This is a genomic window from Microbacterium sp. SGAir0570 (assembly GCF_005491085.2).
GTDB lineage: Bacteria > Actinomycetota > Actinomycetes > Actinomycetales > Microbacteriaceae > Microbacterium > Microbacterium arborescens.
In genome coordinates this window covers 996,146-1,018,185 of sequence record NZ_CP027929.1, presented here as the reverse complement: position 1 = coordinate 1,018,185, position 22,040 = coordinate 996,146, and the positions used below count along the sequence as shown (strand labels likewise).

The following is a 22,040-nucleotide window of genomic DNA, read 5'->3' as shown; positions in this document are numbered from 1 at the left end:
ACGGAATGCAAGGATGCCCGGCGGCGGTTGTCACCGGCAACACCCGACCGAAAGGACCACCGATGACCATCCTCATCACCGGAGCGAGCGGACAGCTCGGCCACCTCGTCGTCGACGCGCTGCTCGCCCGCGGCGTCTCCCCCGACACCGTCGTCGCCGGGGCTCGCGACCTCGCCAAGCTCGCCGACCTCGCCGACCGCGGTGTCGCCACCGCCCGCGTCGACTACGACGACCCCGCCTCGCTGCGCGACGCGCTCGCGGGCGTCGACAGCGTGCTGCTGATCTCGGCGTCGGAGCCGGGCAAGCGGCTCGCGGGCCACAAGAACGTCATCGACGCGGCAGCGGCGGCAGGGGTGTCGAAGCTCGTCTACACCAGCGCCCCGAAGGCGACGACCTTCGAGTGGCCCTTGGGCGCCGAGCACAAGGCGACCGAGGAGGCGATCGCGGCGAGCGGCATTCCGGCTGTCGTGGTGCGCAACAACTGGTACATCGAGAACTACGTGCCCGACGTCCAGCGCGCCGCCGAGAGCGGTGTCATCGCGGCATCCGTCGGCGACGGGCTGATCGCACCGGCCTCGCGCGCCGACTTCGCCGAGGGCGCCGCCGTCGTGCTCATCGAGGACGGTCACCTCGGCGAGGTGTACGAGTTCGCGGGCGACACCCGCATCGGGTACGACGCCATCGCGGCCGCGGTATCCGAGGTGCTCGGTCGCGATGTCGCCTACGCGCGCGTGTCGACGGAGGATCACATCGCGGCCCTCGAGAGCGCCGGTCTCGACGCCGGGACCGCCCAGTTCGTCGCGGGGATCGACACCGGCATCCGCGAAGGCGTTCTCGATGTGGACGACCACACCCTCTCGCGCCTCATCGGACGACCGACGACGTCGTTCGCGGACGGGCTTCGCGCCGCACTCGCCTGACCCGCAAGATGCCGACGCACTCCGCCCCTCCGGGGGCCGGGGCGCGTCGGCATCTGCTCCGCTCAGTTCAGAGGGCGCGTCGAGGGCGGGATGACACCGTTGGCGTAGAGCTGCTGGGCCACATCCTGCAGCGCCGTGAGAGCGACCCGCTGGGTCGTCGGACCGTACGAGATGCGGGCGACGCCGAGATCCTCGTACTCCTTCGCGGTGAGCGCGCCGGGCAGCCCGATGACGCTGAGCTTGCGCTCTCCGAGCCCCTCGACGAGGCGCCGGGTGATGTCGGCGTCGAGGATCCCCGGGACGAAGACCAGATCGGCGCCGGCGTCGAGATACGCGCGACCGCGCTCGATGGCGTCGGCGATCGATTCCTCGGTCGAACGGTCGCCCGCGCGCACGAAGGCGTCGGTGCGGGCGTTGAGGGCGAACGGGACCCCTTCGGCCTCCCCCGCCCGGACGATGGCCTCGACCGCGCGGACCGAGTCCGCGAGAGGCTGCAGGCGGTCTTCGACGTTGGCTCCCACGATGCCCACGCCGATGGCCCGGCGCGTCGTCTCACCGGGGTCGCCGAAGCCGGCGTCGAGGTCGGCCGACACCGGGACGTCGCCCGCTACCGAGACGATGCGGCCCACCATGTCCAGCACGATCTCGAGCGGGATGTCGGTCCCGTCCTCGTACCCGAACGACGCGGCGATCGAGTGACCGGCGGTGGCGATCGCGCGTGTCTCGGGCAGAGCCAGGATGGCTTCGGCCGACACCACGTCCCACACGTTCACCACCCGGAGGATCTCGGGCGCAGCATGGAGTGCGGACAGGGTCTGGGCTCGCTCAGCGGGGGTGCTCATGCCGATCACGCTAACCGCGCGCGGCGCACACGGGGCACATGTTGCGCGATTCGACGACACGTGTCATCGGGCCGCGCCTCAGCCCTGGCGCCCTTTGAACCGCGGGTTGAGCTTGTTGATGACGTACACGCGGCCACGGCGACGCACGACCTGCGCGCCGGGCTGATTCTTCAGCGACTTGATGGATGCGCGAACCTTCACGACGACCTCCTATTGAGAACTCTTATCAACAACAAGGTACGGTGGAGGACCGATCGCCACAACTCGAGCCGGAGAGAACACCGTGACCACTCATCTCGCCGTCACCGGCGTCTGCAGCGCCGAACGCCGTCGTTACGCCCGTCTGTGCGTCATCGCCGGTCGCCACCGCGCCCTCCGCGTCGTCGACCTCGCCAGCGACGCCGACCCGGTCCACGTCCACGCCACCGTCCACGGCATGCCCTCGCTCTGCGTGCTGGATGCCCGCCATGCGATCGACGACCTGCGCGACGAGGCACCGCTGCGTCGGGCCGTCCCGCACGGAGACGGGCGAGCAGACGTCGGAGCACGCGCGCGGCTGGCGGCGCAGCTGATCGAGGCGGCGAGCGCCGTCGTGATCGTCAACTGGGAGCGGATGCCGACGGCCGACCTGTCGATCCTCATGGCACTCGCGTCGCACCTGGCACCGACCGCCCGCATCCGACTCAGCCGCGGCGTCGTCGACGACCTCTCCGCACTGGGCTTCGGCACCACCCTTCCACTGCGCGACGCGGGCGATCGCGCCGGATGGACGCGTGCCCTCAACGGCGAGCACGATCCGTTCCTCACCGATCGGCGCGTTGCGACGATGCGCTACGAGCAGTTGCGCCCGTTCCACCCCGGCCGGCTCGTGCTGGCTCTCGATCTGCTCGATTCCGGCTCGTGCGGACTGGTCCTGCGATCGGTCGGGGTCTGCCGTCTCGCGACGCGGCCGAATGTTCCCGCGCGGTGGGAGCAGGCCGGCTCGGCCATGTGGATCGACCCCATCGAGGCCGGCCACGGACTCGACGACGTCGGCCAGGACATCGCTCTGACCGGCATCGACCTCAACACCGTCGCCGTGCGGCACGTCCTGGATGCCGCCGTGCTCGACGACGCGGAGCTGTCGGCGGGTCCGACGGCCTGGCGACGGCTGTCCGACCCCCTGCCCGAATGGAACGTGGCGGTCGGGTCCGAAGACCCGACCGCCGACTGAGCCGCTGGGTGCGGTTCAGATCCGTCCGCGGCGGTGCGCGCGCCGGCGGATCGCCGTGAGAAGCGCGCCGCCCGCGAGGAGCGCGAGAGCGATCCCGGTCACCGTCGCGGTCATCGAGGCCTCGCCGCCCGTCGCAGCGAGATCGCGCCGCGCGCCGGCCCCGGCCGCTGCGCCCGCCGCCTCGGGGCCGGTCGCGCCGGCGCCGCCGGACGGAGCACCGCCCGCACCCCCACCGGTGCCGCCGCCTGCTCCGCCTCCGGCGCCGGGGTCCGAGCCCCCGCCCGACCCCTCGCCGGGGTTCTCGGGCTCGACGGCGGCGGTCACGGTGAACAGCGACACGCGCGAGTCGTCGACGGCGCCGAAGGGATCGCTCGTGCGGACGTACCATCCGCGCTCGCCCTCCTCCGCGAGCGGCCAGGCGGCCGAGAGGATCGAGCCGCTCGCGACATCCGAGAACGTCGCGATCTCCGTGCCGCCGAGGACCTCCGCCGAGAAGGCGTCGGTGCCGAGGATGCGCGTGCCCGGCTCGATGCGCAGCTGATCGTACGTGAGCGCGAACTCCTGCTGCGAGTAGTCGCCTGCTCCCGCCGGGCCGAGGAGGCTCGGCTCGTCGGAGTTGTAGACGTCGAGTGACGGCGAGTAGGTGCGCACGAGCATCTGCCGCCCCTCGTTGTCGAAGTGCAGGAGGCGGAGGAAGCCGAGACCGCCCTCCGGGAGGCCCTGGTAGTCGAACAGCATCGAGTACACGGTGCGGTCCGAGATGCCGTCGCCGTCGTCGTCGAACGCGTCCTCGCGCAGGAATGCGTCGTGGTAGTGCCCGGAGAAGACCATGCGGACGTTCGGGTTGGTCGCGACGACCTCGTCCATGACCCGCTGCGGGATCGCGCCGAGCCCGCCGGTGGTGAGGATGAACTCGTGCTGCGCGATGATCGCGACGCGATCGGGGTACTGCGCGAGCACCTCGTTCATCCACGCGATCGACTGATCGCCGGGGAGCCATCCGGTGTACAGCATCAGGAAGTCGATGCCGCCCGCCGAGATGAGGTCGTAGTGACCGCGGTTGTCCTCGAAGCTGCCGCCGTACCAGGGGTTGCCGGCGTAGCGATCCTCGCCGAAGTACGCACCGTAGTTCGAGTAGTCCTCGAGGTGGTGTCCCACATCGTGGTTGCCGGCCAGGACGCCGTAGGGCAAGGCCGCCTCGTCGAGGCGGCGGTACTCGGGATCGGCCCGCTCCCACTGCTCCATCACGTCGTAATCGTCGATGATGTCGCCGGTGTGGAAGAGGTACTGCAAGTTCAGCTCGTCGCGCCGTTCCAGCAGGTACGAGTGGATCGCCTGCTGGTGCCGGTACGGCTCGCCCGGGAGGGTGTTCTCGTTGTAGTACTGCGTGTCCGACTCCCACGCCAGGGTGAAGTCGTACTCGCTGCGCGGAACATCGGCGGCGTTGTGCGGCGCGACCGGAGTCGTCCGGTCCGAGCGGTCCGCGCCCGCGAAGCCTTCGGAGTGCTGCACGAGCATCCGCACCACCCGTCCCGCGCCGTCCGAGGCGGCGAACGCGTAGTCGTCGACAGAGACGACGGCATCGAGCGAGAACGACTCGTCGTCGGCCGCGCTCACGTGGCGGTCGACCTCGTCCCACCCCGACCCGTCGGCTCGCTGGACGTAGAGGATGACGGTCGCTCCCGCGTCGGCGTGACCCGACCAGGTCGAGCGGACGTCGGAACCGGCGTCGGCGTCGGTCACCGCGACGTCGAACGACTGGTACGGGAACGCCCGGTCGCTCGTGATCTCCTCCGAGAGGCCGTCGACGGCCGCGAGAGTGCGCAGCTCGTCGGTCGTCAGCTGTTCCGCCTCGGCGCGGTCGACGGCTCGTGCGTCCTGCACGGTGCCGGACTGCGCGCTGACGTCGCCGTCGGACAGATCGAGCCGGCGTCCCTCGAGGAAGCTCACGTCGAGGACGTCGCCCGTCGGATCCTCGACCTTCGCCTGCAGCGTCACGTCGCCCGCGGGCACCTCGGCCCCTTCGGCGGGCGCGAGAGCCCCGGCACTCGGCTGCTCGTCGTACGTCGTGAAGGTCGCCGTCCACGTGTCGGTGTTGCCGGCCTGATCGGTCGCGGTGATCTCGACGCGGTGCTCCCCCGCGGCCAGGTCGACAGACGAGGTCTCGTGAGGCAGGGCGATCTCAGCGCCGTCGAGCCGGGCGACGGTGCTCGCGACGCCCGATCCCGCGTCGACGATCTCGGCATCGATGACGATCGGTCCCTGATAGGCGGTGCCGTCGACGATCTGCGAGGTGACGACGGGAGCGGTGTTGTCGACCGTCACCGTCCGCGAGACGGTCGTCTCGCCGTCGGTGGCCGCCACCACGGCGGCACCGTCGGCGCCGGCGGTGGTGTCCCAGGAAGCCGAGAGCGCGGCGAACGCATCGTCGGGCAGCGCGAAGCGCGCCTCGTAGTAGTCGAGCTTCCCGGTGGCGGCTCCCGCCTCGGTGACGCTGTCGCCCATCCGCAGGACTGCGGCAGGATCGTCGTAGCCGAGGGGCGTGAGCGTCCGGCCGTCGGGGAGCACCAGGCGCAGGGCGCGGATCTCGAAGTCGTCGTTGTTCTCGGCGAGGTCGATCTCGGGCGCCTTCTTCGTACCCGCCCACACGCTCACGACGAGCTCGTCACCGCGGACGACGTACTCGAGCGGCACGGGCGTGACGATCGTCTCCCATCCCTGCGTGCCGATCTCGAAGATGTTGAGGACATCGTCACCGATGCGCACGCCGTTCTTGAAGTAGTAATTGACGTTCGTCGTGTCGAAGACGAAACGCGGCTCGTCCTCGAGGGTGGGGGTGGTCTCCACGGCCGCGCCGTCGATCGTCAGCTCGATCGGGCTCGGGTACGCGTCGCCCCCGGCGACGATCTCCGTCGTTCCCGAGACGAACCGCCCGTCCTCGAGATTGAGTCGGACCGGGTTGGTGTCGACCCCGGCCACAGGAACGCGACGAGTCTGCGTCGACGTGGTGTTCGTGCCGTCGCTCGCGGTGATCGTGTATTCGTACCAGCTCTTGCCGATGAGGTCGGCGGCGTTGACCACGAACGTCACCGTTCCGTCGCCCGCGTCGAGGAGGTTGATGCGCGCCGGAGCGGGATCGACGTCGTTGGCGAGCTGCAGCGTCACGGTCCGCGCCAGGACGTCATCGGTCACGGTCGCGGTGATCGCGAAGTCGGTGCCCGGCTGGATCTCGGCGGCGGTGCCGTCGACGATCGTCGGCGCCTGCGTGTCGGGCGCCACGATCATGAGCCCGCCGGGAACCTGGTCTGGCTGCACGGCACCCGGCGACGCCGGGGCGAGGTCGACGATCCGCTGCGTCGCGACATCCGCTCCGACGGTGTAACGGATCCCCTGGTCGGCGACGGTGTCATCGGCGCCGTCGAGGTTGTACAGCGCGGTGCTGACGTGTCGGCCGCTGTTGGTCTCGATCGCGACGCCCCGAGGCGAGCCGTTCGCCATCCCGGCCGAAGAGATCTCGACGAGGCTCTCCCCCGCGACGAGCCGCGAGCCGAAGTGGTCGTTGAAGTCGGCGGCGGTCAGGGCGTCGTTGGCGCCGTTCTTGATCCACAGCACAAGCGTCTCGCCGGCCGGGATCACGACGTCACCGGGAACGGCCGGCCAGACGCTCGACGAGCCCTCGACGGGGTAGAGGTAATCGATCGTGTAGTCGGAGAAGTCGATCGGATCACTCGAGGCGTTGTAGACCTCGATGAACTCGAAGGCGTCGGAGCCCGCGACGTTGGCCGAGTCGGGCAGCAGCTCGGTGATCTGCAGCGGTGCGGTGACGACGCTCGGGTCGGGCTTCGGGTCGAACCCCGGCTGTCCTCCCGGCTCCTCTCCCGCGGGCGGGGTGATGGCTTCGGGTGCGACGACGCCGGGCGTCGCCGCAGCCGGCTCGGCGAGGATGTCCGTGCCGCCGTCGACGCGCTCAGCGGGCAGACGGAAGTGCGCCGACTGTCCGGCGGCGGCCGCCGTGCGGCCGTAGGTCGACCAGCCCACGATCCCGTCGTTCTGCAGGATGCGGATGCCGCGCGGCGCGCCGTTGGCCATTCCGGCCTGCCCCGTCACGCGCACGACGGGGGTGCCGGCATCGGCGCCCCAGTGCGCGCGGAACTCGTCGATCGAGCGGGCGAAGGAGTCGACGCTCCCCGCGGTGTAGCTGAGCCAGAACACGACGGTCCCCCCGGCGGGGATCACGACCGGGTCGGCCACGGCGAGCGGAACGTCGCGGGAGCGGTCGGCACCGTCGACATACGTGTACGCGAACGAGACGCCCGCAGCCGCCAGGTCGACGTCGGCGGCACCGCGATTGTGGACCTCGAAGAACTCGTAGTCGTCGACGCCGACGTTGTCGGGGGCGATCTCGGTCACGACGAGCGAGCCGGATGCCGCGTCGGCCACTGTCGGCACGAGAGCGGTGGGAGCCGCGAGCGCGGGCGCTGCGAGCGCGAGCGAGAGGGCTCCCGCGGCGAGCGTCGCCGTCGTCGCGATGGTGAGAAAACGGGCGCGTGGGCGCTCAGCGGGCATGACAAGCCACCTTCGGTGCAAGAGGGATGCCGCCGACGGTAGGGGCCGTGCGCGAGCACGGAGTGAACGCTCCCGTCCCGCGAGGTGTCCGCGCGGTGACGCGCTGCGTCATCTCGGTGTGCTAATCGCGCGTGGCGTTCACCGCATGTTCACGGATCGGTGGTGCGCTGGACGCGTGTCGAATTTCGCCGCCGTGTTCGCGGTGTTCCTCCGCCTCGGGCTGACGTCCTTCGGCGGCCCGATCGCGCACCTCGGGTACTTCCGCGACGAGTTCGTGACCCGGCGGCGCTGGATCGGCGATCGGAGCTACGGCGAAATCGTGGCCCTGTGCCAGTTCCTGCCCGGACCCGCGTCGAGCCAGGTGGGGTTCGCGATCGGCCTGAGCCGCGCGGGACTCTCGGGCGCCGTCGCGGCCTTCGCCGCATTCACGCTGCCCTCCGCCGCGCTCATGGTCTGGGCGGCGAGCGGCATCGGGGCCGTGACCGGCCCCGTCGCGACCGGAGTCATCGACGGGCTCAAGGTGGTCGCGGTCGCCGTCGTCGCGCACGCCGTCTGGGGCATGGCGCGCAGCCTCGCGCCCGACCGGCCCCGCGGGACGATAGCGATCGCGGCGGCCGTCGGGGTCGCGCTGGTGGGCGGGCCCGTCGCGCAGCTCGGGGCGATCGCCCTCGGCGCACTCGCGGGGGTTCTGTGGCTCAGCGAGAGGTCCTCCGACTCGGATGACGCCGGCGGGGACGACGCGCTTCCGAGCGCGGGCACCCGCGTCGGGATCGCTGCGCTCGTGATCCTGGTCGCGCTCCTCGTCGTGAGCCCGATCGCCGCCCGGATCACGGGAGACGGCTCGATCGCGTTGTTCGACGCTTTCCTGCGCTCCGGCGCGCTCGTCTTCGGCGGCGGCCACGTCGTCCTCCCCCTCCTCGAGAGCGCCGTCGTCGGGCCAGGCTGGGTCGACGCCGAGACGTTCCTCGCCGGCTACGGCGCCGCGCAGGCGCTGCCGGGACCGCTTTTCGCCTTCGCCGCCTATCTCGGAGCGCTCGCGAGCGTCGGCCCGGGAGGCGTGGCCGGGGCCACGATCGCGCTCGTCGCCATCTTCCTGCCCGGCTTCCTGCTGCTCCTCGGAACGCTGCCCGTCTGGGCTGCCCTGCGGCGCCGGTCGTGGGCGCGTGGCGTGGTCCGGGGAGCGAGCGCCGCGGTCGTCGGCATCCTCGGCGCCGCCCTTTACGACCCGGTCTTCACGACGTCGATCACCCGGGTCGACCAGTTCGCACTCGCTCTGGTCTGCTTCGGGCTGCTGACGCTCTGGCGCTGCCCCGCCTGGGTGGTCGTGGCGCTGGGAGCCGGCGTCGGTGCGGCCGCCGGAGCGATGATCAGCGGCTGACGAGCGACGGTGCGGAGCGGACTCCGCGCGGCGTACCGGCACCATCAACCGCGCGTTCGCGCCGCTCGATGGCGAGGTTGACGACACCGAACGCGAGCACGAGCACCGCCGCGATCGTCGGCAGCAGCATGGCGAGCCGCACCTCGCCGGCCTCGGCGATGGCGCCCGTCACGGCCGACGCGAGCGCCTGCGCCAGCGTCAGCGCCGATCCGAGGAGCGTCATCGTCGTCGCCGACCGGCCGACGGGGCTGCGGTGCCCCGCGATGCTGAACAGCGTCACGAGGGTCGGCCCGACCCCGAGCCCCATCAGCAGCAGCATCACGATGACCGCCCCGAGCGAGTCCGAGGCGGCGTAACCGCCGGCCGAGACCGCGAGGACGGCTGCGAAGACGAGCCAGCGGCGGCGCAGCGCGAACCGCGAGGGCAGGAGCACGACCGCGAGAGCGAGGGCCGCCGAGCCGATCCCCATCAGCCCGTACAGGAGTCCTGCCTCGACGTCGTCGCCCGCGGTCTGCGCGAAGGCGGTGAGCGAGGTCAGTGTCGAGCCGAAGAAGAGCCCCACGCCGAACGTGGCCGCGACCAGCACGAGGATGCGTCCGCGCAGCACCTGCGAGATCGGCGCCCGCTCCTCGCTCTCGCCCGGATCGAGGGCCGTCGCCGCGATCTGCCCGCTGGGGTGAAGGGCGAAAGCGGTGACGAAGACGAGACTGAGGGCTGCGGCGATCGCGATCGGGGCCCAGGGGGCGATGACGGCCGCGAGGATGCCGACGAGGAACGGACCGATGACGAAGGCCGTCTCGTCGGCCGCCGATTCGTACGACATCACGCGCGAGAGCGTCCGCGGTCGATGCTCGGCGTCGAGTCGCGCCCGGATGATGCCCATCAGCCGACTGCGCGACATGGCCGCGGCCTGCGGAGCGCTCAGTCCGATGGCCGCCGCGGCGGTCAGGATGAGCGGGTCGGGTGATCCGGCCGTGACGACGACGGGGAAGATCCCGAGCAGGATGCCGTTGAGGATCCCGAGCGGAACGAGCACCCGCCGCTGCCCGAACCGGTCGACGGCGTCGCCGATGACCGGACCGGCGATGACGACGCCGATGCCGACGGCGGCCGAGGTGAGCCCGCCGAGCCCGACCGAGCCGGTCGCGGAGACGACGAGGGTGAGGACGCCCACGACCATCATCGCGAAAGGAAGCCGGGCGATGAAGGCGATCGGGAAGAGCGCCCAGCCCGTGTGATGGATCAGGGAACGATCATTCGACGTCATACATGCCTCCGAGCAGTCAGCTCGTTCTCACGTGCCGCCTTGCTCCGTCAGCAGGTAGTTGCATCGCTTCATCCGGGCCGGCGCCGCGGACCCCTCGATTCTACCGGCGGAACAGCTCCTCGGCGACGAGTGAGAGGTCATTCAGGTCGGAGACCCCCGCGAGCTCGCGCGCCGAGTGCATCGAAAGGATCGGGATTCCGACGTCGACGGTGCGGATGCCGAGCCGCGTGGCGGTGATCGGCCCGATGGTCGACCCGCAGGGCACGCTGTTGTTCGACACGAACTCCTGGCTGGCGACGCCCGCCGCCTCGCACCAGCCGTTCCATGCGGCCGCGCCGACGCCGTCGGTCGCGTACCGCTGGTTGGCGTTGATCTTCAGGATCGGCCCCGATCCCAGCACCGGCAGGACGACGGGGTCGTGCTTGTGGGCGTAGTTCGGGTGCACCGAGTGGCCGACGTCGCTCGAGACGCACCAGGATGCCGCCATCGCGCGCATCCCCTCTTCGCGATCGGCCCCGAGGCCGAGCTGGATGCGCTCGATGACGTCGGCGAGGAAGGGACCGGCAGCACCCGAGCGGGTGGCCGAACCGACCTCTTCGTGGTCGAAGACGGCGAGCATCGCGATGTGCCCGGCGTCGAAGCCTTCGGCGGCTCGCTCCAGGGCGACGACTCCGGCATGGACGGAGGCGAGGTCGTCGAGCCGGCCGGAGGCGAAGAAGACGTCGCCCGCGCCGAACACCGAGCCTCGGGCGGCATCGGCGGTCACGACGTCGTAGCCGCGGATGCGGGCGGCGTCCACGCCCGCATCTCGGGCGAGCTCCCCCAGCAGGTCGGCGGACTCGGCGGACCCTAGTCCCCAGACCGGCTGGGTCTGCGTCTGCTTGTCGAGCGCGAGATGATCGTTCGCCTCGCGGTCGAGGTGGATCGCGAGCTGGGGAAGGCGGAGCAGCGGCCCCGTCGCGGTGAGCACCGAGGTGCCGTCGTCGAGCACGAGGCGCCCGGCCAGGCGCAGTTCGCGATCGAGCCACGAGTTGAGCAGCGGCCCGCCGTAGACCTCGACACCGGCCTGCAGCCAGCCGAGACGCCCGGTGGTGGGGCGGGGCTTGAGTTTGAACGCCGGCGAGTCGCTGTGCGCTCCGAACACCCGGACGGGCGTCACCGCCGTCGCCGCTTCCGGCACGATCCACGCGAGCACGGCGCCGTCGCGCACCACGAGATAGCGCCCGCCCGGCTGATCGGGCCAGGGCTCGTCCTCGGCCAGCGCGGTGAACCCCGCGGCGACGAGGCGACGGGCCACCTCGGCGGCGGCGTGGAAACTCGACGGCGACGACGCGACGAAGTCGGCGAGGTCGGCGGCGTGGGAGCGGGCGGCGGCGGTGACGGCGGACACGGTGACTCCTGGATCGTTGGGGGCCTCCGTCGATCGTAGGCGCACCCGCCGTCGCACCCGCGGCTCAGCCGTTGGCATCGGTGCGCATCGGCGGGCACTCCGCGCCCGGCGCGGTGGCCAGTTCGAAATGCCAGGGCTCGTTGCCGTAGGTCTGACAGATGCCGAACTCCGAGCCGTACGAGATGAGCCAGTACTGCGCGTCGACCGGCCCGATGTCGATGGCGTCCCCGCTGACGTGGCGCGACTGCTCGGGGGTGGCGACGTAGGCGCGCGCGGTTTCCTCCCCCACCGACGCGATGCGGTCGTCGAGGAGCCACTGCTGATACGCCGCGCTGCGCCATCCGCTCGTCACACCGAGGCGGATGCCCTCGTCCGCGGCACGCGCCTCGGCGGCGCGCATCGCCGCGAGCAGCTCCGGGTCGAGTCGCGAGATCGCCGGAAGGTCGTCGTCCCACAGGCTCACCTGCACGCCATCCTCGATGAACCCGTCGTCCGCCGACGGCGAGAACGCCGGGCCCGGGAACACCGGCGGCATCGGGGGCAGCTGCACGCCCGACGCACCGGCGAGCGCACCGATGGCGGACGCGGCGAGGGCGACCGCACCCGCGACCGCGACCGCGCCGAGCGCGAGACGGCGACGGCGGACACGACGGGATGTCCGCGCTCGCGGGCGCGGCGGCACGAATGTCACCCGCCGTCCGGGCTCGGTCGTCGGCAGCGCGAGCGGGCGGGTCGGAACCGGGGCGGAGGAAGTGCTCATGCTCCCAGTGGACGAGAGCGGATGTTGCACCGGTGTCGCCGATTCCTCATACGCCCGCGATACCTGCGCCCGCCTATCCTGAGGCCATGCGTGTGCTGATCGTCGAGGACGAGCTCTTCCTCGCCGAGGCGATCCGCGACGGGCTGCGCCTCGAGGCCATCTCCGCCGACCTCGCCGCCGACGGCGACATCGCACTCGAGCAGCTGGCCATCACCGGGTACGACGTCGTCGTGCTCGACCGTGACATCCCCGGCCCGAACGGCGACGAGATCGCCCGCCTCCTCTCGCAGCGCCCCCTGGCTCCCCGCATCCTCATGCTGACGGCGGCCGACCGGCTGGACGACAAGGCGTCGGGCTTCGAATCCGGCGCCGACGACTACCTGACCAAGCCGTTCGCGATGCGCGAGCTCGTGCTGCGGCTGCGCGCGCTGGCTCGACGTTCGCCCAGCTCCGCTCCCCCGGTCCGCGAGTTCGGCGGCGTGCGACTCGATCCCTTTCGGCGCGAGGTCTACCGCGACGGAAGATACGTCGCGCTGACGCGGAAGCAGTTCGCCGTGCTCGAGGTTCTCGTCGGCGCCGCCGGCGGCGTCATCAGTGCCGAGACGCTGCTCGAACGGGCGTGGGACGAGAACGCCGACCCGTTCACGAACGCGGTCCGCATCACGATCTCGACGCTGCGCAAACGGCTCGGCGAGCCCTGGGTCATCGAGACCGTTCCCGGCGTCGGATACCGGATGTCGGACCCCGCGCCGTGATCGTCCGTCGCCGAGGACTCTCCTTACGGGTCTCGCTCACCCTCAGCTACGCCGGGTTCCTCGTCGTCGCCGGCGCGGTGCTCTTCGGCGTCGGCTTGCTGGCCCTGCGGTTCGTGCCGAGCGGCGACCTGTTCAGTCAGTCGACGGGCGGGTGGGCACCGGGTCGCGGTGACCTCACCGACGTCTTCGTGAAGTACGCCTGGTGGGCCCTCGCGGCGCTCGTCGTCGTCGGCCTCGTCGGCGGATGGTTCCTCTCGGGGTGGATGCTCGCCCCGCTCGGGCGGATCACCGAGGTCGTCGGCCTGGCCGATGCGGGAACGCTTCACCGCCGGATCGCGCTGCGCGGACGACGGAACGAGCTCACCGACCTCGCCGATGCCTTCGACGACATGCTCGACCGGATCGAGAGAGCGGTCGCCGAGGAATCGCGGTTCGCGGCGAACGCGTCGCACGAGCTGCGCACCCCGCACGCCGTCATCCGGACGATCGTCGAGGTCGCGCGAGCCGATCCGGAGGAGCGCGACGTCGACCTCGTCCTGAGCAGGATCGCCGAGACGAACGAGCGGGCGATCGCGACGACGGAGGCACTGCTCGACCTGGCACGCGCCGGCCGCACCGGCCTGGCCTTCGAGCCGGTCGACCTCGCCGCCGTGACGGAACGCGTCGCCGCGGACGCGCGAACCCCCGGCGCCCCGGCGACGCACCGGCCGTCGCCGACCATCCGGGTGGAGCCGGGGCCGGCGGTCGCCCACGGCAATGCGGCCCTGCTCGGGCAGCTCGTATCGAACCTCGTCACCAACGCGATGGTCCACAACCTCTCCGACGGCGGCGAGGTCGCGGTGCGGACGCGCACGGCGCCGGACGGGTGGGCGCTGCTCGAGATAGCGAACACCGGGCCCCACCTGGATGCCGCTCGCGTCTCGACGCTCACGGAGCCGTTCGTCCGGGCGGGCGACCGCACCCGCCCGGCATCCGACCGCGGCGTCGGTCTCGGCTTGACCATCGTCGCGACCATCGTCCGCAGCCACCGCGGCGATCTGCGCATCACGGCGCGCGAAGGCGGCGGCCTGCTCGTCCGGGTCGCGCTGCCGAGCGCGTGAGCGGCCTCAGGCCGTCTCGGCCCGGCTCTGGCACTCGATGCACGCGGGAGCGTAGGGAACCGCTTCCAGGCGTGCGGGCGCGATCGCACGACCGCATCCGACGCACTGACCGTACGAGCCCGCACGGACGCGGCCCAGCGCCTCGCTGATCAGCGTGATCGTCGCGCGGTGCGATGCGGCGGCCTGATAGGCCACCGGGTCGACCGAGGGAACGGCACGCGGCTCGATATCCGCCAGCAGCTCGCGGCGTTCCGCGAGGAGCGCTTCCAGGCGCGTCCGGACGTCGCTCGACGCCGCTTCGGCCGTCTTTTCCATTTTTCTTCCGTTCTGCTTTTTGTGGTGCACGAAAAGCCCCGATCTCGAGCCCGCAGGGGCGAGATGACGGGGCATTGACCACCCACCATAGCCAGTGCGCACAAAAAAGCAAGTCACTGCAAATCGCCCTCGACGGTCGATTTGACTTCTTTATTTTCCGGGCTATGGTCGGGAGTCACACGCCAGCCACAAGGGGAAGCGAGTTCTTATGTCGACCAAAACACCACGCTCACGCGGCGACAAAAAGGCGCCGCAATTGTCACTCAAGGAAAAACGCGCCGCCAGACGCGAGAAGCAGGAGGACGGCGCGTTCCTCAAACCGCGGAAGGGCTCGGCCCGCTGACTCCGCGCGTGCGCATGCGGGATAGCCCGTGGCACATCTCGAATCGATTCGATAGACTGACCGACGGCGGCGCTCCGGCGCCGCCGTTGTCGTGCCCGCATCTTCTCGAAGGCCACCGCGATGTCCCGCAACCTCACCACCGGCAGCCCCTGGCGCGTCATCCTCGCGTTCTCGGTGCCCCTTCTGATCGGCAACGTGGTGCAGCAGATGTACCACATCGTCGACGCGGTCGTGGTGGGCCGCTGGCTCGGCGTCGACGCACTCGCTGCGGTCGGCGCCACCGGCTCGATGCTCTTCCTCCTCATCGGCTTCGCGTGGGGACTGACCTCGGGGTTCGCGATCCCCACGGCGCAGGCCTTCGGCGCCGGCGACCACGCCGCAGTGCGCCGCTCGGTCGCGGCCGGTGCCACGCTGACCGCCATCACGAGCGTCGCGCTCACCGTCGTGGCGCCGTTCCTCTCGCGCCCGCTGCTTCAGCTGCTGCAGACGCCCCCGGAACTGCTCGACGACGCGACGACGTTCGCGGTCGTCAGCTTCCTGGGTGCCGGGGCGACGATGTTCTTCAACTATCTCGCCGCCATCATCCGCGCGATCGGCGACTCACGCACCCCGCTGATCTTCCTGACGGTCGCGTGCGTCTTCAACGTCGTGCTCGTGGTGCTGATGGTCGGACCGCTCGGGTGGGGGGTCGGCGGGGCCGCCCTCGCGACGGTGGTGTCGCAGGCGCTCTCGGTGGTGCTGTGCCTCGATTACATCCGCCGGCGCATCCCCGTTCTGCGCATGCGGCGCTCCGACTGGCGCATCACGCGTACCGATCTCGCCCTGCACCTGCGACTCGGGCTGCCGATGGGATTCCAGGCGTCGATCATCGCGATCGGCACGCTCGCGGTGCAGGTCCGTCTCAACGAGCTCGGTGCCGACGCCGTCGCCGCCTACACGACCGCCTCCCGCGTCGACGGCATCGCGGTCGCTCTGCTGCAGTCGCTCGGACTCGCCGTCTCGATGTTCGTCGCGCAGAACTACGGCGGCGGCCGTCCCGACCGCATCCGCCAAGGCGTCGCGCAGGCGACATGGATGGCAGTGATCGGCGCCGTCGCCCTCGGCGTGGTGCTGATCACCTCGGGGGCCTCGCTCGTGCGCCTGTTCGTCGGCGACGGCTCGGATGAGGTCGTCTCCCTCGCCGCGCTCATGCTGATCATCAACGGGGCGACCTACAGCGCCCTCGGCGTCCTGTTCGTCCTTCGCGGGGCCCTGCAGGGGCTCGGGCACACCCTCGTGCCGACCATCACCGGGATCGTCGAGCTGTTCATGCGCGCCGGAGCCGCCGTCGTGCTCGGCGCGCTGCTCGGGTTCGCGGGAGTGGCCTGGAGCAATCCGCTCGCGTGGCTCGGCGCAACCGTCATCCTGATCCCCGCTTACCTGCGGGCCCGGCGCGAACTCGCGGGCATGCCCGTCGCCCGCGCGGATCACATCACCGCAGCGACGACGCCGGTACCGGTCGTGGGCCCCGCGAGCGGATCGATGGTCGTCGACGCGGTGGTCACGCAGCCGGTGCCCGTCGTTCCGGTCGCGCGGCGCCGACGTCGTGCGCTCGTCTCGGCGTTGCGCCGCGGACGCGGCTGACCGGGCGCCGCCCCGCGATCAGCTCGCCGACGAGCCGGGCCGGGATGCCCGGCGGGGAGCCCGCTTGGCGGGCGCGGATGCCGCAGCTGAAGCCGGAGCCGAAACGGCCTCGGCCGGCGCCTCGACGGCGGGCTCGGCGGCAGTCCGACCAGTCGTCTTCGTCGCGGGCTCCGCGACGGGCTCGACAGCAGGGTCGACCGTCGGCTCGTTCGCGGGCTCAGCCGCGGCCTTTTGGTTGCGCGACGCGCGCTTCGGCCGGACAGGAGCCTCGGAGTCGGCATCGTCCGAGGCGGTCTTCGATGCGGTTGCTCGGCTGCGCGACGCGCGCTTCGGTCGCGCGGGCGTCTCGGCCTCGGTCTCCGTCTCGACCGTCGTCGGAGCGGCACCGTCGTCCGGGCCGGACACGGATTCCGCGCGGACGCTCGGCTCCGTCGGATCGGCGTCTTCGGCCGCAGGCTTCGCCGCGGCGCGAGAGGTCGTCGTCCGGGGGGCCCGGGTCTTCGCCGCGGGAGCCTTCGCGGGGGTCTTCGCATCAGCCTTCGCGGTGGTCTTCTTCGCGGCTGTCCGCCTCTTCGCCGCTCCGCCGTCGGACACCGCCTCGTCCTCGGCCGGGGCGGCATCCACCGAGCCGGTCGCCTCGTCGGGTGTCGTGCGCTCCGTCGCGGCAGGCATCGGCGCGGGGTCGACCGCTCCCCCGCCGGCGCCTACAGCATCGGAATCCTCCGACGACGACGACGCGGCGTTGCCCCGCGCGGCCGACGAGACCGCGTCGAGCGCGGCATCCAGAGCTGCGCCCAGCGTCAGCTGCTCGATCATCGGACGACGGCCGCGGGATGTCGACCCGCTCGCGCTCTCCGACGGAGCGGTCGCCCGCGAGGTCTCGACGCGGGAGTCCGCACCGTCCTCCGGCCCGGTCGGCGCCTCCGGCGCGGTCGGTGTCGCCTGCGCGAACGACTCGGACTCCGCGCCTGCGCTCTTGGCACGCGACGGCTTGCGCCTCGAGCGTCCCGGTTCGGCATCGCCTCGCCCCTTCGCGGACGCGTCGGCAGCGGTGTCGTCCGAGCCCTTCGAGCCCCCCGCGGTCTTCGGGCGCAGCGACATCCCGCCCGGCTTCGACTCGATCGTGAACAGCCCCACCGCTCGCACGAGATCCGACAGCTTCGCGTAGCCCCAGTTGCGGGGGTCGAAGTCGGGCTGCTGCTTGCGCATGAGCTGACCCACCGTGCCGAGATCGGACCAGCCGTCGTCGGCGGAGGCGGTCTCGGCGGCGCTGCGCAGCAGGGCCACGAGGCGCGCGTCGCCGCGCAACGCCGCAGACGTCCAGCGCTCCGCGGTGGTCGAGCGTGCGGCATCCGGCTCGTCGACGACACCGAGCACCTCGAGGTAGGTGAACTGATCGCACGCGTTGCGGAAGGCCTCGGGAGTCTTCCGCTCACCGAAGCCGTAGACGGTGACCCCTTCCTCGCGGATGCGCGAGGCCAGACGCGTGAAGTCGCTGTCGCTCGAGACGATGCAGAACCCCTGGAACCGGCGCGTGTACAGCAGGTCCATCGCATCGATGATCAGCGCGCTGTCGGTCGCATTCTTGCCGGTCGTGTTGTCGAACTGCTGCATCGGCTGGATGACGTGCTCGCTCGCGGCATCCTTCCACCCGCGCAACTGCGACTTGGTCCAGTCGCCGTAGACGCGCTTGACCGAGGCGGTGCCGTAGGTCGCGATCTCGGCGAGCACACCGCCGATCCGCGATGGCGAGACGTTGTCGGCATCGACGAGGACGGCGAGGAGGTCGCTCTGCTGAGGCATACCCCCAGCATGTCATTGACGAGGCGGCGCAGCACTGTCAAGCCGCTGCCGGCGCTCCCCCGGCAGCCGTAGCGTGAGGTCTGATGACACGCGAAGCCCGGCCCCCGCTGCACCGTCCGACCGTCTCGGTCGTGATCCCGGTGAAGGACGACGCCGTGATGCTGCGGCGGTGTCTGCGCGCTCTCGCCGAGCAGTCCGACCCACCCGACGAGATCGTCGTCGTCGACAACGGCTCGCGCGATGATTCCGCCGACGTCGCCCGCGCCGCCGGTGCCCGCGTCGTCGAATGCGCCGCCGCCGGCATCCCCGCCGCCGCGGCGACGGGCTACGACCACGCGCTCGGCGATCTCGTGCTGCGCCTGGACGCCGACTCGCTGCCGTCGCCCAGCTGGATCGCCGGCCTCTGCCGCGACTTCGCCCGCCGCCCTGATGTCGCCGTGCTCACGGGAGGCGCCCGTTTCATCGACGGACCGCGGATGCTGCGCCGCCCCCTCGCGGCGACCTACCTCGGTCTCTACGCGCTGCTGGGGTTCGCCGCGCTCGGCCACCTGCCGCTGTTCGGCTCCAATCTCGCCTTCCGGCGCACCGCGTGGCGGAGCGTCAGTACAGAGGTGCACCGCGGCGACGCCGAGGTGCACGACGACTTCGACCTGGCGTTCCACCTGGGCGGACGGCACCGCATCGCGTACTCGCGACGCGCCGACATGGGGATCTCGATGCGGCCCTTCGACGACGGGCGCGCCTTCCGTACCCGGGTCGCCCGCGGCTTCCACACCGTCGTCGCGCACTGGCCCGACGAGCTGCCGCACCGCCGCGTCGCCCGCCGACTGCGGCGCACCAGACGCCGCCGCATGACCCGCGCCGCGGAGGCTCGACGATGACGCGCGCATCGCGCGGGAGCACCGTCGCCCGCCTCTTCGACCCCGGCGAGATGCATCCGCACGACCTTCACGTCGCGACCTGGAACATCCGCCGACGCATCGACGGTCCGACGTGGCCGCCGAATGACCGCTGGACGGTGCGCGGTCGGCGACTGGCCACCGTGCTGCACGCCGACCCGCCCGCGATCCTCGGCACGCAGGAGGCGATGCCCGACCAGGCCGACCTCGTGCGCGCCTCGCTCGGCACGTCCTACCGCTTCGTCGGTCATGGCCGGAACGCCGACGGCCGCGGCGAGGGATGCCCGATCTTCTTCGACACCGAGCGTCTCGAACTGACCGGCCACGCTCAGCTCGCACTGTCGGAGACGCCCGCCGTCGCCGGATCGGCATCATGGGGCAATCCGGTGCCCCGAGTCGTCGTCCGGGCTTCGTTCCTCGATCGCGTCACGGGCAGCGTGCTGACCGTGTTCAACACGCACCTCGACGTCTTCTCGGCGCGATCGCGCCTGCGCTCGGCCTGGCTGCTGCACGACCTCGCCGCAAAGACGCCGGGTCCGGTCGTCGTCATGGGCGATCTGAACGCCGGGCCCGGCTCGGCGCCGGTGGCGGCGCTCCTCAGCGGAGACCTGGTCGACGCGTGCCACGCCGCCGAGATGCGCACGACTGCGCTCTGGGACACCTACGGCGGCTACCACCCGCCGCGCGTCCGCAAGGGGCCGATCGACTGGATCGCCGTCGACCGGGGCACCCGCGTCACCCGCGCCGCGATCGACACCCGGACGATCGACGGCGCGGCGCCGTCCGACCACCTCGGCGTGCATGTGCTCCTCCGGTTGGGAGAGGATGCCTCATGAGCCGCCCCGTCATGATCGAGAACTTCCTCCGCCCGCCTCGAACGATGAGCGCCGTGGTCGCGGACGCGGTGCGGCTCTGCGGGCTGCTCAGCATCGTCGTCGCCGCACTGTGGTTCGAGCTCACGGATGCCGGCATCCTCGCCTTCGCGCTTCCCGCGCTCGTCGCACCGCGTTTCGTCGGGGTCCGCCCCTCGTTCGACATCGCGTGCGGCGTCACGGTGCTCATCGCTGCGTGGAGCAACGTCGTCGATCTGTACCGCAGCGTCCCGTCGTGGGACATCCCGGTGCACCTCGTGTGCACGGGCGTGCTCGCGGCCCTCGCCTACATCGCGGCGGCTCGCGTCGGGATCGTGCCGCTCCCCGGCGCTGCGGGCTTCCGGCGGCGTACCGGCCTCATCGTCACGACGGCGTTCGGTCTCGCCTTCGCGGCGCTCTGGGAGATCGTGGAGTGGGTCGGGAAGGCCTTCGTCGACTCCATCCTCGTGACCTACGACGACACGATCGGCGACATGGCCGTGGGCGGGGTCGGTGCGCTGATCGCCGGCATCCTCGTGGCGCGCGTGCGGCTGACGGCCGAGCGTCCGCGCGGCACGGGCGGCGACGTCGACCGCGAGGATGCCGCCGGCGTCACACCCTCCCGGTGAGGATGAAGTTCCAGTACACCCACGGCAGCACGCGCCGGTCGAAGAACCACGACAGCGCGCTCTCGCGATACATCCGCCGGAAGAACGGGATCGTCGGCATGAGCTCGCCGGACGGACCGAACTCGGCCCACACGACACTCGACCGCGACACCGTCATCGGGCACACGCCGTAGCCGTCGTACCGCGCGCGGGGCTCGCCTCCTCCGGCGACGGCCGCGAGGTTCTTCGCGAGCACCATGGTCTGCTTGCGAAGCGCTCCCCCGCTCTTCGAGTTCGTCGTCCCGGCGGCGTCGCCGATGGCCCACACGTTGCCGAAGCGAGTGTGGCGCAGCGTCTCGGGGTCGACGTCGACGAACCCGTCGGCGTCGCCGGCTGCTGCCAGCCCGGACTCCCGGATCCAGTCGGGAGCCGACTGCGGCGGCACGACGTTGACGAGATCGAACCGGATGCGTTCGATGCCGGAGGGCGAGGCGATCACGACCTCGGACGCCGCGGCATCCAGCTCGATCAACGCGCTCTCGGTGCGCAGCTCGATGCCGTAACGGTCGATCGCCCGCTGGATCTCGCGATCGAAGGCCGGGATGCCGAACACGGTGGTCTCCGGCACGACGAGGACGACCCGGATGTCGTCGAGCACACCCGTGCGCTGCCAGTAGTCGCACGCCTGGTACATCGGCTTCTGCGAGGCGCCCGCGCACGAGGCGGGACCCGCGGGCTGCGTGAAGACGACGGTGCCTCGCCGGAGGTCGCGCAGGCGCAACGAGGTGCGGGCCGCGAGATCGCCCTCGTAGTGGGTGGTCACGTCGCCCGTGCCGATCGATTCGGCCAGACCCGGGACGCTCGCCCAGTCCTTCTGCATCCCGGGGCTCAGCACGAGATGGTCGTAGCCGACCTCTCCGCCCGAGGCCAGACGCACCGTCGACCGGTGCGGATCGACCGAGGTCACGGCATCCTGGATCCATCGGACACCGTCGGGGATGACACTGCCCTGCGGCCGAACCGTCTCGCTGATGCGCGCGGTGCCGCCGGCGACGTGCGAGAACAGCGGCTGGTACTCGTGGGTGTCCTTCGGCTCGATCAGCGCGATGTCATCGACACCCTGCCGTTGCAGTCGGGCTGCGGCCGAGACGCCGCCGTTGCCGCCGCCCACCACCACGACCCGGTGATGCACGGGGTGCCGTCGTGTCGCTCGAGGATCAGATGCTGCGTCTGCCGTCGCCATGCGACCACGCTAGGTGTCGCGCCCGGAACGGCGAGGGTGCTTGCGTCGCGCGACGGCGGGGTCTAGGCGTGGTGCGGATGCCGCCGAGAACGCACCCGCGACGCGAGCACGCTCACTGCATGGTGCGTGCTCGGAGCGGAGGTGCGTTCTCGGCGAGAGCAGGG

18 protein-coding genes are annotated in these 22,040 nt (G+C 71.4%); 9 read left to right on the top strand and 9 right to left on the bottom strand.

The window, feature by feature from the left end; all coding sequences use genetic code 11:
- Positions 1-62 precede the first annotated feature (62 nt).
- Positions 63-920, top strand: coding sequence for an SDR family oxidoreductase (locus tag C1N74_RS04765; protein ID WP_114598572.1), 858 nt, complete (start codon positions 63-65; stop codon positions 918-920).
- Positions 921-982: 62 nt separating this feature from the next.
- Here C1N74_RS04765 and C1N74_RS04760 read toward each other — a convergent pair whose 3' ends face one another.
- Both C1N74_RS04760 and ykgO read right to left on the bottom strand, forming a co-directional pair.
- Positions 983-1,762: an isocitrate lyase/phosphoenolpyruvate mutase family protein gene (locus tag C1N74_RS04760; RefSeq protein ID WP_023951904.1), complete on the bottom strand. Its 780-nt coding sequence runs from the start codon at positions 1,760-1,762 to the stop codon at positions 983-985.
- A gap of 78 nt (positions 1,763-1,840) precedes the next feature.
- Complete coding sequence (gene ykgO / locus C1N74_RS04755) at positions 1,841-1,963, bottom strand: type B 50S ribosomal protein L36 (RefSeq protein ID WP_023951906.1); 123 nt, start codon at positions 1,961-1,963, stop codon at positions 1,841-1,843.
- Between the two features lie 82 nt (positions 1,964-2,045).
- On the opposite strand from ykgO, the gene C1N74_RS04750 reads away from it, so the two are divergent.
- The gene (locus C1N74_RS04750; RefSeq protein WP_103840998.1) at positions 2,046-2,975 is read left to right on the top strand and encodes a GTP-binding protein; all 930 of its coding nucleotides are present in this window, start codon (positions 2,046-2,048) and stop codon (positions 2,973-2,975) included.
- 15 nt (positions 2,976-2,990) lie between these two features.
- Here C1N74_RS04750 and C1N74_RS04745 read toward each other — a convergent pair whose 3' ends face one another.
- Positions 2,991-7,541, bottom strand: a complete 4,551-nt coding sequence (locus C1N74_RS04745) for a lamin tail domain-containing protein (RefSeq protein WP_137750089.1) — start codon at positions 7,539-7,541, stop codon at positions 2,991-2,993.
- Between the two features lie 175 nt (positions 7,542-7,716).
- Here C1N74_RS04745 and chrA point away from each other — a divergent pair, with 175 nt between their 5' ends.
- The gene (gene chrA, locus C1N74_RS04740; protein WP_258318007.1) at positions 7,717-8,919 is read left to right on the top strand and encodes a chromate efflux transporter; all 1,203 of its coding nucleotides are present in this window, start codon (positions 7,717-7,719) and stop codon (positions 8,917-8,919) included.
- Here the strand turns inward: chrA and C1N74_RS04735 are convergent.
- The 3 genes from C1N74_RS04735 to C1N74_RS04725 all read right to left on the bottom strand — a co-directional run bounded on the left by C1N74_RS04735 (position 8,909) and on the right by C1N74_RS04725 (position 12,336).
- Complete coding sequence (locus tag C1N74_RS04735) at positions 8,909-10,186, bottom strand: MFS transporter (protein WP_137750087.1); 1,278 nt, start codon at positions 10,184-10,186, stop codon at positions 8,909-8,911. The two genes, chrA and C1N74_RS04735, sit on opposite strands and share 11 nt — an antisense overlap.
- Before the next feature lie 100 nt (positions 10,187-10,286).
- Positions 10,287-11,576 (bottom strand): M18 family aminopeptidase, encoded by a 1,290-nt coding sequence (locus C1N74_RS04730; RefSeq protein WP_258318006.1) that lies wholly within the window; start codon positions 11,574-11,576, stop codon positions 10,287-10,289.
- 64 nt (positions 11,577-11,640) lie between these two features.
- Positions 11,641-12,336: a M15 family metallopeptidase gene (locus C1N74_RS04725; protein ID WP_114598566.1), complete on the bottom strand. Its 696-nt coding sequence runs from the start codon at positions 12,334-12,336 to the stop codon at positions 11,641-11,643.
- Between the two features lie 86 nt (positions 12,337-12,422).
- Between C1N74_RS04725 and C1N74_RS04720 the strand changes: the two genes are divergently transcribed.
- A complete protein-coding gene (locus C1N74_RS04720) occupies positions 12,423-13,091 on the top strand; it encodes a response regulator transcription factor (RefSeq protein ID WP_023951913.1) in 669 nt (222 codons plus the stop codon).
- Positions 13,088-14,191, top strand: coding sequence for a HAMP domain-containing sensor histidine kinase (locus C1N74_RS04715; RefSeq protein WP_306460407.1), 1,104 nt, complete (start codon positions 13,088-13,090; stop codon positions 14,189-14,191). Before C1N74_RS04720 ends, C1N74_RS04715 begins: the two co-directional genes overlap by 4 nt.
- 6 nt (positions 14,192-14,197) lie before the next feature.
- On the opposite strand, the gene C1N74_RS04710 is transcribed toward C1N74_RS04715, so the two are convergent.
- Positions 14,198-14,536 (bottom strand): TraR/DksA family transcriptional regulator, encoded by a 339-nt coding sequence (locus C1N74_RS04710; protein ID WP_258318005.1) that lies wholly within the window; start codon positions 14,534-14,536, stop codon positions 14,198-14,200.
- A 433-nt stretch (positions 14,537-14,969) separates the two neighbouring features.
- Here C1N74_RS04710 and C1N74_RS04705 point away from each other — a divergent pair, with 433 nt between their 5' ends.
- Positions 14,970-16,472: an MATE family efflux transporter gene (locus C1N74_RS04705; RefSeq protein ID WP_137750085.1), complete on the top strand. Its 1,503-nt coding sequence runs from the start codon at positions 14,970-14,972 to the stop codon at positions 16,470-16,472.
- 18 nt (positions 16,473-16,490) lie between these two features.
- On the opposite strand, the gene C1N74_RS16495 is transcribed toward C1N74_RS04705, so the two are convergent.
- On the bottom strand, positions 16,491-18,275 hold the full coding sequence (locus tag C1N74_RS16495) for an NYN domain-containing protein (protein WP_219994759.1): 1,785 nt from the start codon (positions 18,273-18,275) through the stop codon (positions 16,491-16,493).
- A gap of 83 nt (positions 18,276-18,358) precedes the next feature.
- On the opposite strand from C1N74_RS16495, the gene C1N74_RS04695 reads away from it, so the two are divergent.
- The 3 genes from C1N74_RS04695 to C1N74_RS04685 are packed head-to-tail and all read left to right on the top strand — an operon-like array spanning position 18,359 to position 20,654.
- A complete protein-coding gene (locus C1N74_RS04695) occupies positions 18,359-19,156 on the top strand; it encodes a glycosyltransferase family 2 protein (protein ID WP_137750084.1) in 798 nt (265 codons plus the stop codon).
- Positions 19,153-20,010, top strand: a complete 858-nt coding sequence (locus tag C1N74_RS04690; protein WP_137750083.1) for an endonuclease/exonuclease/phosphatase family protein — start codon at positions 19,153-19,155, stop codon at positions 20,008-20,010. Before C1N74_RS04695 ends, C1N74_RS04690 begins: the two co-directional genes overlap by 4 nt.
- A complete protein-coding gene (locus tag C1N74_RS04685) occupies positions 20,007-20,654 on the top strand; it encodes a hypothetical protein (RefSeq protein ID WP_023951930.1) in 648 nt (215 codons plus the stop codon). The genes C1N74_RS04690 and C1N74_RS04685 overlap by 4 nt, the downstream gene beginning before the upstream one ends.
- On the opposite strand, the gene C1N74_RS04680 is transcribed toward C1N74_RS04685, so the two are convergent.
- Positions 20,638-21,876 carry an NAD(P)/FAD-dependent oxidoreductase gene (locus C1N74_RS04680; RefSeq protein WP_137750082.1) on the bottom strand — a complete coding sequence of 413 codons (1,239 nt, stop codon included), beginning with the start codon at positions 21,874-21,876 and terminating at the stop codon, positions 20,638-20,640. The genes C1N74_RS04685 and C1N74_RS04680 overlap by 17 nt on opposite strands.
- Positions 21,877-22,040 lie beyond the last annotated feature (164 nt).

Bases quoted from the DNA above. Each gene is read 5' to 3' on its own strand.
- C1N74_RS04695 (WP_137750084.1), top strand. From the start codon at position 18,359: ATGACACGCGAAGCCCGGCCCCCGCTGCACCGTCCGACCGTCTCGGTC.
- C1N74_RS04720 (WP_023951913.1), top strand. From the start codon at position 12,423: ATGCGTGTGCTGATCGTCGAGGACGAGCTCTTCCTCGCCGAGGCGATC.
- C1N74_RS04680 (WP_137750082.1), bottom strand. From the start codon at position 21,876: ATGGCGACGGCAGACGCAGCATCTGATCCTCGAGCGACACGACGGCAC.
- C1N74_RS04760 (WP_023951904.1), bottom strand. From the start codon at position 1,762: ATGAGCACCCCCGCTGAGCGAGCCCAGACCCTGTCCGCACTCCATGCT.
- C1N74_RS04735 (WP_137750087.1), bottom strand. From the start codon at position 10,186: ATGACGTCGAATGATCGTTCCCTGATCCATCACACGGGCTGGGCGCTC.
- C1N74_RS16495 (WP_219994759.1), bottom strand. From the start codon at position 18,275: ATGCCTCAGCAGAGCGACCTCCTCGCCGTCCTCGTCGATGCCGACAAC.
- C1N74_RS04705 (WP_137750085.1), top strand. From the start codon at position 14,970: ATGTCCCGCAACCTCACCACCGGCAGCCCCTGGCGCGTCATCCTCGCG.
- C1N74_RS04745 (WP_137750089.1), bottom strand. From the start codon at position 7,541: ATGCCCGCTGAGCGCCCACGCGCCCGTTTTCTCACCATCGCGACGACG.
- C1N74_RS04725 (WP_114598566.1), bottom strand. From the start codon at position 12,336: ATGAGCACTTCCTCCGCCCCGGTTCCGACCCGCCCGCTCGCGCTGCCG.
- C1N74_RS04685 (WP_023951930.1), top strand. From the start codon at position 20,007: ATGAGCCGCCCCGTCATGATCGAGAACTTCCTCCGCCCGCCTCGAACG.
- C1N74_RS04690 (WP_137750083.1), top strand. From the start codon at position 19,153: ATGACGCGCGCATCGCGCGGGAGCACCGTCGCCCGCCTCTTCGACCCC.
- C1N74_RS04765 (WP_114598572.1), top strand. From the start codon at position 63: ATGACCATCCTCATCACCGGAGCGAGCGGACAGCTCGGCCACCTCGTC.